Origin of the sequence: Saccharopolyspora dendranthemae (assembly GCF_007829955.1) — a bacterium.
GTDB lineage: Bacteria > Actinomycetota > Actinomycetes > Mycobacteriales > Pseudonocardiaceae > Saccharopolyspora > Saccharopolyspora dendranthemae.
Genome location: NZ_VIWX01000001.1, coordinates 814405 through 826005, shown reverse-complemented (window position 1 = coordinate 826005; position 11601 = coordinate 814405). Strand labels below are relative to the sequence as shown.

General features: G+C 68.6%; 13 protein-coding genes. 6 read left to right on the top strand and 7 right to left on the bottom strand.

What is annotated here, in order from left to right; translation table 11 throughout:
* Positions 1–214 precede the first annotated feature (214 nt).
* Positions 215–682 (bottom strand): nuclear transport factor 2 family protein, encoded by a 468-nt coding sequence (locus tag FHU35_RS03740; RefSeq protein WP_145737936.1) that lies wholly within the window; start codon positions 680–682, stop codon positions 215–217.
* Between the two features lie 136 nt (positions 683–818).
* Between FHU35_RS03740 and cysD the strand changes: the two genes are divergently transcribed.
* Positions 819–1727, top strand: a complete 909-nt coding sequence (cysD, locus tag FHU35_RS03735) for a sulfate adenylyltransferase subunit CysD (RefSeq protein ID WP_145736730.1) — start codon at positions 819–821, stop codon at positions 1725–1727.
* 76 nt (positions 1728–1803) lie between these two features.
* Positions 1804–3621, top strand: a complete 1818-nt coding sequence (gene cysC, locus FHU35_RS03730) for an adenylyl-sulfate kinase (protein ID WP_145736727.1) — start codon at positions 1804–1806, stop codon at positions 3619–3621.
* Positions 3622–3647: 26 nt separating this feature from the next.
* On the opposite strand, the gene FHU35_RS03725 is transcribed toward cysC, so the two are convergent.
* Both FHU35_RS03725 and FHU35_RS03720 read right to left on the bottom strand, forming a co-directional pair.
* Entirely contained in the window at positions 3648–4508 is an 861-nt protein-coding gene (locus FHU35_RS03725) for a helix-turn-helix domain-containing protein (protein WP_145736725.1), read from the bottom strand.
* 170 nt (positions 4509–4678) lie between these two features.
* Positions 4679–4912 (bottom strand): DUF397 domain-containing protein, encoded by a 234-nt coding sequence (locus tag FHU35_RS03720; protein WP_186459242.1) that lies wholly within the window; start codon positions 4910–4912, stop codon positions 4679–4681.
* Between the two features lie 452 nt (positions 4913–5364).
* Between FHU35_RS03720 and FHU35_RS03715 the strand changes: the two genes are divergently transcribed.
* The gene (locus FHU35_RS03715) at positions 5365–5595 is read left to right on the top strand and encodes an HC3 family zinc finger protein (RefSeq protein WP_145736721.1); all 231 of its coding nucleotides are present in this window, start codon (positions 5365–5367) and stop codon (positions 5593–5595) included.
* 33 nt (positions 5596–5628) lie between these two features.
* On the opposite strand, the gene FHU35_RS03710 is transcribed toward FHU35_RS03715, so the two are convergent.
* Entirely contained in the window at positions 5629–6318 is a 690-nt protein-coding gene (locus tag FHU35_RS03710) for a GGDEF domain-containing protein (RefSeq protein ID WP_145736719.1), read from the bottom strand.
* A 263-nt stretch (positions 6319–6581) separates the two neighbouring features.
* Between FHU35_RS03710 and FHU35_RS03705 the strand changes: the two genes are divergently transcribed.
* The 3 genes from FHU35_RS03705 to FHU35_RS03695 are packed head-to-tail and all read left to right on the top strand — an operon-like array spanning position 6582 to position 8661.
* Positions 6582–6833, top strand: a complete 252-nt coding sequence (locus FHU35_RS03705) for a DUF397 domain-containing protein (RefSeq protein ID WP_145736717.1) — start codon at positions 6582–6584, stop codon at positions 6831–6833.
* Between the two features lie 54 nt (positions 6834–6887).
* A complete protein-coding gene (locus FHU35_RS03700) occupies positions 6888–7802 on the top strand; it encodes a helix-turn-helix domain-containing protein (RefSeq protein WP_145736715.1) in 915 nt (304 codons plus the stop codon).
* 16 nt (positions 7803–7818) lie between these two features.
* Positions 7819–8661, top strand: a complete 843-nt coding sequence (locus tag FHU35_RS03695) for an SAM-dependent methyltransferase (RefSeq protein WP_145736712.1) — start codon at positions 7819–7821, stop codon at positions 8659–8661.
* A 16-nt stretch (positions 8662–8677) separates the two neighbouring features.
* On the opposite strand, the gene FHU35_RS03690 is transcribed toward FHU35_RS03695, so the two are convergent.
* The 3 genes from FHU35_RS03690 to gad all read right to left on the bottom strand — a co-directional run bounded on the left by FHU35_RS03690 (position 8678) and on the right by gad (position 11559).
* Positions 8678–9364 (bottom strand): zf-HC2 domain-containing protein, encoded by a 687-nt coding sequence (locus FHU35_RS03690; RefSeq protein ID WP_145736709.1) that lies wholly within the window; start codon positions 9362–9364, stop codon positions 8678–8680.
* 137 nt (positions 9365–9501) lie between these two features.
* Positions 9502–10053 (bottom strand): sigma-70 family RNA polymerase sigma factor, encoded by a 552-nt coding sequence (locus FHU35_RS03685; RefSeq protein ID WP_145736707.1) that lies wholly within the window; start codon positions 10051–10053, stop codon positions 9502–9504.
* Between the two features lie 105 nt (positions 10054–10158).
* Entirely contained in the window at positions 10159–11559 is a 1401-nt protein-coding gene (gene gad, locus FHU35_RS03680) for a glutamate decarboxylase (RefSeq protein WP_145736705.1), read from the bottom strand.
* Positions 11560–11601: the final 42 nt, after the last annotated feature.

Here is an 11601-nt window from a genome sequence, read left to right as displayed (position 1 = left end):
TGCTGCGAGCCGGTGCCGGATGCGGAACCTCAGACGCCTTCTGGCTCCGGGATCCGAGGCTTATGTATGCCAATACACGACACGTCGGCTGTCCTCCCCAGAAGGCGTCTGAGAACCCGCGGCGGTGCCGGTTGCTCAGGTGGGGTAGGGAGAAAGCGCCTGCGTCGCTTGCCTGACGTGGGCTGGGTTCTCGTTCCCTCGGCCTCTGCTTTCCTTACGCCCAGCGGTTTCCCGTTAGTGTGAAGTTGGGGAGGTCGTCGAAGGTGTGCATGAACTCGTAGGTTCGGGTGTAGCCGGTGTTGGTGATGCGCCACTGGCCGTCGGGTTCGCGGCGGTAGGCGTCCTCGTAGAAGGCCGCGCCCTTGATGACCGTCTTGAACTCCGTGGCCACCACGGTGTCCTCGAAGCTCCAGATGCCCTTGGCCGTGTCGCCGTCGATGTCGATCTCGGGCTGGCCCGCGGAGTGCGTGGTGATGATGGTCGGGCCGAGGTTCTCCCGCATGAACTTCAGGATCTCCTCGCGACCGGTCAGATCCAGCTTGGAGCCCATGGCCTCGGTGCCGTACTGGGCGATCGCGTCCTCGGTGAGCGTCTCCGCCAGGACGTGCCACAGCTTGAGGTCCACTGCGCGCAGGTAGCGGTACTTCAGGCGTTTGATCTCCTCCAGCGCGACCAGGTCCATGACGCCTCCTAGTGTCTTCCGCAGGTTGGCTTCGAGAGTGAGGCCCAGCTTTCCGCCCAGCTTGACCAAGCGCAAGAACTTGTTCTACTTTTCTGTGAAACTAGTTCTAGTCAGGTTTCGATGAAAGGGCGGGTCGATGGTGACCGCGACCTACGAACTGACCCATCTGCGCGGCCTGGAAGCCGAGACGGTGCACGTGTTCCGCGAGGTCGCCGCCTCCTTCGAACGGCCGGCGCTGCTGTTCTCCGGCGGCAAGGACTCCGCCGTGATGCTGCACATCGCGGTCAAGGCGTTCTGGCCGGCCCCGCTGCCGTTCCCGGTCCTGCACATCGACACCGGGCACAACTTCGACGAGGTCATCGACTTCCGCGACCGCACCGTGCGGCGGCTGGGCCTGCGACTGCTGGTCGGCAGCGTGCAGGACGACATCGACGCGGGCCGGTCCGTCGAGCAGCCCGGAGCAGGCCGCAACCGGCTGCAGACCACGACCCTGCTGCGCAGCATCGGTGAGCACCGCTTCGACGCGGTCTTCGGCGGAGCTCGCCGCGACGAGGAGAAGGCGCGCGCCAAGGAGCGGGTGTTCAGCTTCCGCGACGAGTTCGGCCAGTGGGACCCGCGCCACCAGCGGCCCGAGCTGTGGCACCTCTACAACGGCAGGCACCGCAAGGGCGAGCACATCCGCGTCTTCCCGCTCTCGGACTGGACCGAGCTCGACATCTGGCAGTACATCCTCGACGAGAGCATCGAGCTCCCCTCCCTCTACTACGCGCACCAGCGCACCGTCTTCGAGCGCGACGGGATGCTGCTGGCCACCAACCCCCACCTGACGCCGGGGGAGGACGAGGAGCCCTACCAGGCGACCGTCCGGTTCCGGACCGTCGGGGACACCACGTGCACCGGTTGCGTGCCCTCCGCGGCGCGTTGCGCCGAGGACGTCGTCGCCGAGGTCGCGGCGGCACGCGTCACCGAACGCGGTGCCACCCGAGCTGATGACCGGGTCTCGGAAGCGGGCATGGAGGACCGGAAGAAGGAAGGCTACTTCTGATCCTCCGGTGTCCCGTGCCTGAACGGCGGCTGGTGCCGTACTCCTCTTGAAACCACTTCTCTTCCAAGGAGCTTCGATGGGGCAGCTTCTGCGGGTGGCCACTGCGGGCAGCGTCGACGACGGCAAGTCCACGCTGATCGGGCGGCTGCTCTACGACTCCAAGACGATCCTCAGCGATCAGCTGGAGGCCTTGGAGCGGGCCGGCGGTGATCGGGGTGAGACCGGGCCGGACCTGGCTCTGCTCACCGACGGCCTGCGGGCCGAGCGCGAGCAGGGGATCACCATCGACGTCGCGCACCGCTACTTCGCCACGCCCCGGCGGAAGTTCATCATCGCCGACACCCCCGGGCACATCCAGTACACCCGCAACATGGTCACCGGCGCCTCCACCGCGGACCTCGCGCTGGTGCTCATCGACGCGCGCAAGGGCGTGCTGGAGCAGTCCCGCAGGCACGCCTTCCTGGCCAGCCTGCTGGGCATTCCGCACCTGGTGCTGTGCGTCAACAAGATGGACTTGGTGGACTACTCGCAGGAGCGGTTCGAGGAGATCCGCGCGGAGTTCGCCTCCTTCGCGATGAAGCTCGACGCGCCCGACCTGACCTTCATCCCCGTCTCGGCGCTGCGCGGCGACAACATCGTGCACCGCAGCGAGAACATGCCCTGGTACGAGGGGACTTCGCTGCTGCACCACCTCGAAGAGGTCCACGTGGCGTCGGACCGCAACCTCATCGACGTGCGGCTGCCCGTGCAGTACGTCATCCGGGACGGCGATTTCCGGGGATACGCGGGGACCGTCGCGGGCGGCGTGCTCAAGCCCGGCGACGACGTCGTGGTGCTGCCCTCCGGCTTCACCAGCGGTATCCAGGAGATCTGGGGGCCGGGCGGGGAACCGGTCGAGGAGGCCTTCACCCCGCAGGCGGTGACCGTGCGGCTCACCGATGACCTCGACGTCTCGCGCGGCGACATGATCTGCCGTCCGCAGAACCGACCGCACACCGGTCAGGACGTTGACGCGATCGTCTGCTGGCTCACCGAGCAGTCCGCGCTGGAACTCGGCGGGCGCTACGCCCTCCAGCACACCTCGCGCGGCACGCGCGCCCGGGTGCGGCAGCTGGACTACCGGCTCGACGTCAACACCCTGCACCGCGACACGGGCGCGAAGTCGTTGTCGCTCAACGAGATCGGCCGGATCCGGTTGCGCGCCCAGCAGCCGCTGCTGTTCGACGCCTACCGGCGCAACCGGACCACCGGCAGCTTCATCCTCGTCGACGAGAACACCAACAACACCGTCGCCGCAGGCATGATCACCGGCCCCGACGTCGCCGAGTCGAACGTCACCTGGGTCTCCACCGCGGTTCGCCGCGAGCAGCGCCGCACCCGCGGCGCCACGATCTGGCTCACCGGGCTGTCCGGCTCGGGCAAGTCGAGCGTGGCCGTCGAGCTGGAACGACGGCTGGTCGCCGCGGGCAAGCCCGCATACCTGCTCGACGGCGACAACCTGCGCCACGGGCTCAACGCCGACCTGGGCTTCAGCGCGCAGGACCGCACCGAGAACGTGCGCCGGGTGGGCGAGGTCGCGCGGTTGTTCGCCGACTCCGGAGTGGTGTCGATCGTGTCGCTGATCAGCCCGTACCGCGTCGACCGCGAACGAGCGCGGCGGGCGCACGAGGAAGCCGGGCTCACCTTCGTGGAGATCTTCGTCGACACCCCGATCGAGGTGTGCGAGGCACGAGACCCCAAGGGTCTCTACGCACGGGCGCGAGCGGGCGAGATCACCGGCTTCACCGGCGTGGACGACGCCTACGAGACCCCGGAGGACCCGGACCTGGTGCTGCGGCCGGAGACCGGCGATCCGGGCGTGATGGCCTCGATGATCGTCGACATGCTGGATTGAACCCGATCGTGTGCTTTCACGATTAATCAGAAGTCGATCTGGGACTTGTACTTCTTGGCCAGCTCCTGCAGGTGGGCCACGGTGTCGTGACGCTCCAGAGCGGCTCCGCGCAGCCGGTCCCAGGCGTCGTTGAACAGGTTGAAGTCGTCCTCGTCGTCCAGGTACAGCCCGCCCGCGACGTGCTCGACGAACACGAAGTCCTTGGTGCCGTCGGCGAAGCGCATGATGGTGAAGTCGTTGGGCACGTAGGGCAGCCGCACGTCGAACGGCAGGATGTGCACGTAGGCCTTGGGGTACCGGGTCTGCAGGTCCAGCAGGTGCTCCACCTGGTCCAGCGCGACCGACGGGTTCGGTCCGCCCGGCATCCGGTGGAAAGCGGCTTCGCTGAGCACGAACCGGTAGTAGGGCGGGCGCGGGAGGTCGAAGACCCGCCTGCGGTCCAGCCTGTTGCGCACGAGCGCGGTCACGTCGGTGGCGCGGTCCTCGGAGAACTGGGTGAGCATGTAGTGCTCGGACTGCAGCGGCCCCGGGATTCGCTCGCCGTGCCAGCTGAGGATCTCCGTCGCGGCGGGTTCGAGGTCGGTGAACGTGCGGAACCACTGCGGGACGGCGGAGCGGTAGCCGGCCCACTGGCCGCGCTGCCCGGAGCTGGACTGCGCCAGCTCGAGCATCAGCTCGGCCTCCGCTTTGCCGGAGTTGAACGACTCCAGCATCTTCTGCAGCTCGGCCTTCTTGACCGCGACCGTGCCCGACTCGACCTTGTTGATCTTGCCCTGGCTGCATCCGAGCAGCTCGGCGACGTCCTGCTGGGTCATGCCCGCGGCCTGCCGCGCGCGGCGAATCTCGTTCCCGAGTTGCCTGCGCCGCGAGGTTACCGTGCTCGGCACCAGATCTCCGCTTCGTGTGCTCTTGCCGTCACCACGTCTGACGAGCGCAAACGCGTCTGTCAAGAACAACACTGTAATGCACTCGGACGTGGTGGCGTGGCAAACGGGTCACGGGCGGTGATCCGGCGTGGGTCCGATTAATCCACATAGGCCTCGTGAGCTGCGGCGATCTAGCCGACGTCGAAGATCCCGGAGCGCATCCCGGTCAGAAATCGGCTCCAGCTCGCCGTGTCGAAATCGAGCAGGACGTCACCGGTGAGCCGCTTGCTGTCACGCACGGCGACACGTCCTGGGGCGGTTAAGTTCACCTCGACGCAGTTCCCCCCGTTGGGCCCGCAGGCGGACGCCGAACCCCAGCCGGTGGCGCTGAAGACCGGGTTCTCGTTCGGTTCCGGGTGACGCATCGCTGTGATCCCTTCCGGAGCTCTCGACTCCATCGCTCGAATATGCTTACGATTAATCGTAGACGATCACGGGAGGGATCATGCCACTCAGCTTGGCGGGGCACACCCCGAGGGGGACGGTGGAGCACTCCGACCTGGAGCAGGTCTGGGTCTTGCATACCGCCTCATGGGTGACGCTCCAGCAGGCGCACGCCGTTTCGCGGCAGGGCCGACAGGCCGACACCACCCGTGCCGCGTGCGGACTCGTCCTCCGGCATGAGATGATTAGGAATATTCCATCCGACGGGGCTTCGCCCTGCGGTCAGTGCCTGGCGGCGACGGCCAACATCGTGGGACTGGAATCCATCTGACCGCCTGATTATCCGGATTGCGCCCGGACCAGCGATCCGGGCCCTGATCAGGCAAGACGTGAGACAGCGCTAGCGGGACAACGGCAGCGAAGGAGAGTGCGGATGCATCCGTTCCACTGGGTTCCGGCCCTCGGGGAGCGTCACGCGAGCACCGATCCCCGGCCGTCCGGGGGCTACCCGGCAGGCAGCACGATCACGACGCTCTGCGAGCAGGACATGCACGCCGAGGTGGGAGAGATGGCCTGGCTCTGGACCACGTGCCCGGCCTGCAACTCCGAAGCGCACCGCATGGTCGGCGGCGTCAGCGGCGTCCGGCAAGCAACGCCGGTCTGAGAAGGAGCCGGCTCGTCCTGAGGTGCGAGCCCGTCAGCCCTGGGCTTCCTTCGCAGCCCCGCCCTCCAAGGCCACGAGCGCCGCGCGGTTGCGCGGGATCCGGTCCGAAACGTCCGCCATGGACCGGTGCCTGAGAGTTCCCGCGCGAGAGGACTTGGCGCGGTACATGGCCTTGTCCGCGGCGGTGATCAGCTGGTGCATCCGGTGCGCGGGCAGCACCGCGACCCCAGCGCTGGCCGTGCACCGGATCGGCATCTCGGCCATGACCTCGGCGGAGGCGATGTCGGCGCACAGATCGTCGGCCAGCGACTCGGCGTCCCCGGTGCTGTAGCCCTCGGCGCCGAGCAGAACCACGAACTCATCCCCACCGAGCCGGGCCGCGCACGCCGCGCGCCCGGCTTTTTCGTGGATCCGCAGCGCCACCGCGACCAGAACGCTGTCGCCGAACTCGTGGCCGTACATGTCGTTGGTCTGCTTGAGCCCGTCGAGGTCGAGCAGGATCATCGCGACGTGATCGCCGGGCCGAGCGGTGGCTCGCTGGTGGTCGAGCGCCCGATTCAATCCCGCGCGGTTGGACAGGCCGGTGAGCGGATCGGTGTGCGCCGCGCGATCGGCGACGGCGAGCTGCTGCTCCAGCTTTCGGCGCTTGATGCGGGAATCCAGCAGCCCCGCGGCGAGAACCGCGCAGGCGAATAACGCGCAGACCGCGACCAGCCCGCTCATCGCGCAACCCGAACCTGGGTCGAAGCCGGGCGAGTCGGATGCGCGCGGCGAGCGTTGCGTCGCCGCGACGAGCGGATCATGCCCTCGGCCTCCTCCCGCGCGTTCCGGAGTCCGTTTGCCGGACACCGGATTCCCGCTGACGGATCAAGATCGACGATCGACCTGCTGCTGTTACTGTCCCGGACGGGCCTTGCAGATGCAAGAACGTTTGCAAGAACACTTGCAAGCACGGACGCGATTTCGCCCGAATGTTGGAGGCATCCATGCCGGACTCCGTGGTGCCGGGAGGTCCGCGGTGGGCTGACCTGAGCTGGCGGTCTGACCTGCGTTGGCGGAAGAGCGCGCACAGCAATCCGAGCGGGAACTGCGTCGAGGTCGCCGAGCTGGAGCGCGGCCGGATCGCCGTGCGCAACTCCCGCTTCATCGAAGGACCGGTGCTGGTCTACACACGTGAGGAAATTGCCGCTTTTCTCGAAGGGGTTAAAGAAGGCGACTTCGATGATCTAATCTGCTGACTGGCTTTGGCGGCGATCGGACGCCGCATTGCTCCCGATGGGGGTATCGACACGATGAGCATCGAGCCGGAGAGACAAGGCAGACCCAGCTCTCAGCGCGGTGGGCAGCAGGGCGGGTCCACCGCCGGCCCCACCGTGCTGCGGATCGCGCTCGGCGGTCAGCTCCGCCGCCTGCGGGAAGAGCGCGGGATCAGCCGCGAGGCCGCCGGTGACGCCATCCGCGGGTCCCACGCGAAGATCAGCAGGCTCGAGCTGGGGCGGGTCAGCTTCCGGGAACGGGATCTCAACGACCTGCTGACCCTCTACGGAGTGGACAGCCCCGAGGAGCGCGCGGCGTTCCTGTCGTTGGCCAAGCAGGCCAACGAGCCCGGCTGGTGGCACCAGTACGGCGACCTGCTGCCCGCGTGGTTCGAGACCTACTTGGGTCTGGAGCAGGCGGCCGAGATCATCCGCACCTACGAGGCGCAGTTCGTGCCCGGCCTGCTGCAGACGCCCGACTACGCGCGCGCGGTCATCCTGCTCGGGCACGGCCAGGAGCCGGGCAGCGAAGTCGATCGCCGCGTCGCGCTGCGCACGCGCCGCCAGGACATCCTCACCCGCCAGGAACCACCGACGTTGTGGGCGGTCATCGACGAGGCGGCGTTACGGCGCCCGATCGGCGGTGAGCGGATCATGCGCGGGCAGATCGAGCACCTCATCCGGATCGCCGAACTGCCCAACGTGACGGTGCAGCTGCTGCCCTACAGCGTCGGCGGGCACGCCGCCGCCGGTGGGCCGTTCACCATCGTGCGCTTCCCGGAGTCGGACCTGCCCGATGTGGTCTACCTGGAGCAGCTGACCAGCGCGCTGTACCTGGACAAGCGCAACGACCTGGACCAGTACCAGGCCGTGATGAACATGCTCAGCGTGCAGGCGGCAACCCCCGAGGAAACCCCGCAGCTGCTGCGCGCGCTGATGCAGGAGTACTGAGCCGAAGAGGACGCGGATGAACGAGCAGGCCGGCCGGCTTCCGGTCGAGATCGACACCACCGTCGCGCACGAGGCGCGGGTCTACGACTACTGGTTGGGCGGCAAGGACAACTTCGAGGCCGACCGGGCGCTGGGCGACGCCATCGCCGAGCACATCCCGACCATCAAGACCATGGCGCGCGCGAACCGGGCGTTCGTCGGCCGCGCCGTGCGGTACCTGGTGCGGGAGTGCGGCATCCGGCAGTTCCTGGACATCGGCACCGGAATCCCCACCAGCGGCAACGTGCACGAGGTCGCCCAGCGCGCCGAACCGGGCAGTCGCGTGGTCTACGTCGACAACGACCCGATCGTCCTCGCGCACGCCCGCGCGCTGATGACCAGCACCGAGGAGGGCGCGACCCGGTTCGTCTTCGCCGACCTGCACGACCCGCACTCGATCCTGTCCGACCCGGCGCTGGCCGAAACCCTGGACCTGACGCAGCCGACCGCGGTGATGCTGGTGGCCGTGCTGATGTACTTCCGGGAGACCAGCGAGGTGCGGCAGGTGCTCGACGAGCTGATGAAGGCCGTTCCCGACGGGAGCTACCTCACGATCACCCATCCCACCGCCGATTTCGATCCCGAGGCGATGGCCGGTGTGGTCGCCTCGGCCGAGCAGTCCGGCATCCCGTTCCAGCCGCGCGGCCGGGACGAGGTCGCGGCGCTCTTCGACGGCCTGGAACTGGTCGAGCCGGGAGTGACGCCGGTGCTGGCGTGGCGACCGGACCCGGAGCCCGCCGAGGTCACCAGGCTCCACCCGGAGCACGAGGTCGACCCGCGCAGCGCCTACTACTGGGCTGCGATGGGCCGCAAGGGCTAGGAACGACCCGGCGCCACTAGCTCGCCTCGCGGTAGGCGGTGGGACCGAGTTCGCGCGGCGGTGCGGGCTCGTCGGGCTCGTCGGTGATGACGGCGTCCTCGTCCGGCCGGACGCCGTGCCCCGGACCGGGCTCGCTGTCGCGGTGGTCGTGCCGCACGACCAGCAGCAGCACCAGCGCCGCCACCAGCGGCAGGTGCGAGGCGAGCCGACCGGCCGAGACCACGCCCGAGATCAGGTCGTGGACGCTGATGACGGTCAGCACGGCGAGGAACGCGCTCAGCACCGGCAGCATCCCGGCGCCGGCCCGCACCCGCCAGGCGGCCCAGCCGAAGCCCGCTCCCAGCGCCAGGTTCCAGGCGGTGCTCTCGTGGAAGAGGTGCCCGGCCATCGCCTCGTGACCGCCGGTGCCCAGCAGCTGCAGCACGCCCAAGCCGATCTGCAGGGCGGCGACCACGCCGAGCAGCACTCGCGGCCATCGCCGGACAGCGGGAGCCGGCAACGCCCGCATCACCGCAGCACTGAGATCGGGTGTGGCCGGGACGGCGCGCACGCGCATCTCGCGGCTCAGGGCGACGGCGCGACGCTCCCAGTCCGCGCAGGCGCCGCACCCGGCGAGGTGCTGCTGCACCTCGGCCTCGGTCGCCGGCGGTTCTTCCCCGTCCAGCCGGGCCGACAAGGACTCCCGACAAGCAGAACACTCCACGTCACTACTGTCGCGCCGAGGTGTCCGGAAGTTCCCACCGGGTCACCCGATCCCAGTTTTAGTCCAAACCGAGCCATGATCATGTCCGAAATGTCGGCTCAGTTTGGACTAAAACTGGGAAATGCCGAGGTGAGGGGTCAGCCCGTCTCTTCGTCCGTGTGGGAGCGGGTGGTGAGGAGTTGGTCTCGGGCCCTGGCCACCCGGGAGCGGATGGTGCCCACCGGGCAGCCCGTGACGTGGGCGGCTTCGGCGTAGGGGAGTCCGAGGACCTGGGTGAGGATCAGCGCTTCCCTGCGCTCCGGGTCGAGGTCCTGCAGCAGCAGGTTGAGCTCGACGACGTTCTCGAACCCCGTGTCCCTGGAGGTCGGCTCGTTGGCCGGGGTGGCGTGCGCCGTCCGCGGCCGGGAGCGCTCGTAGCGGATCTGGTCGACCACCACGCGACGGGCGATGGTCAGCAGCCAGGTGCGTGCCGAGGAACGGGCGTTGAAACGGCGGACGCTGCGGAAAGCGCGGAGGAACGTCTCCTGGGTGAGGTCATCGGCGAGGTGCGGCCCGGAGAGGTGCGCGACGAAGCGCCAGACGTCGTGCTGGCTCTCCCGGATGAAGGACTCCATCGCGTGCGGGTCACCGCGACGCGCGTGCAGCGCCAGCTCGGTCAGCCGCGCGTTGGCGTCCTCGGAACGACTCATAACCCGGCAGGTTAGTCCGCCCGGTGAGGCAGCTGATCAGCTGATCGGCTGAGCGTGACCGCTCGCACCCGCTCGGTGCTGCGCTTTCCCGGTGTCCGGGAATTTTCACCGGTCGCGGTCGGTGGTGCGGGAACGGGCTCCGTGGGCGAAGCCGGCGGATTCGCGGCCGCGGGCCGGCGCGGTCTGGGCGCTGAGCCGGGGCAGGGCCCTGCGCAGGTCGTCGAGCAGCAGGTCCGCCAGGTCGTGGCTGAACCCGTTGCGCACCACGATCCGCAGCACCGCCAGATCTGTACGGTTGGCCGGGAACGTGTAGGCGGGCACCTGCCAGCCGCAGGCGCGCAACGCCTCCGACACGTCGAAAACGGAATACCCGCCCACGTCCTCGCGCAGCGCGAACGCGAACGCGGGGATGTGTCCGCCGTCGCTGATCAGCTCGAACGGTCCGAGCGCGGCGATCTCGCCTGCCAGCCGCGTCGCCACGTCGCGGCACTCCTGCGCAACCCGGCGGAACCCCTCGAACCCCAGCCGCAGGAAGGTGAAGAACTGCGCGACCACCTGCGCACCCGGGCGGGAGAAGTTCAGCGCGAAGGTCGGCATCTCCCCGCCGAGGTAGTTCACCCGGAACACCAGGTCCTCGGGCAGCGCGTCGGAGGCGCGCCACACGACCCAGCCGACTCCCGGGTAGACCAGCCCGTACTTGTGCCCGGAGGTGTTGATCGAGGCCACCCGGGGCAGCCGGAAGTCCCACACGCGCTCCGGATCCAGGAACGGCGCGATCATCGCTCCGGACGCCCCGTCGACGTGCACCGGCACGTCCGGGCCACCGCGCGCGGCGAGGTCGTCGAGCGCGCGGCACACCTCGGCCACGGGTTCGTAGGAGCCGTCGAAGGTCGATCCCATGATCGTCACGACGCCGATGGTGTTCTCGTCGACCCGCTGGAGCGCTTCGTCCGCCGACAACGTGTAGCGGTCGCCCTCCATCGGCACGTAGCGCGGTTCGACCTCGAAGAAGTTCGCGAACTTCTCCCAGCAGATCTGCACGTTGGCGCCGAGCACGATGTTGGGCTTGCCCGTTCCGCTCCAGCGGCGCTTGAGCGCCAGGCCCGCGAGCATGCACGCCTCGGAGGAGCCGGTGGTGGAGCAGCCGATGACGTCGTGCGGATCGGGCGCGTGCCAGAGCCCGGCGAGCATCCGCACGCACCTGTCCTCCAGAGCAGCGGTGCGCGGGTACTCGTCCTTGTCGATCATGTTCTTGTCGAAGCACTCCGCCATCAGCCGGGCGGCCTGCGGTTCCATCCAGGTCGACACGAAGGTCGCGAGGTTCAGCCGGGCGTTGCCGTCGAGCATCAGCTCGTCGTGCACGACCTGGTAGGCGACCTCGGGATCTGTTCCGGTGCTGGGGAAGTCGAAGGCGGGCACGTGCGCGGGCTCGCGCGCGAAGATCGGGTTGACCGCGATCTCGCTGCGGCTCGGGCGCGGCGTGTTGTCCGGATGCGTCAGCGGCACCAGCCCAGGTTGCCCCCGGGCGCGGGATGCGGCAGTGCCGGA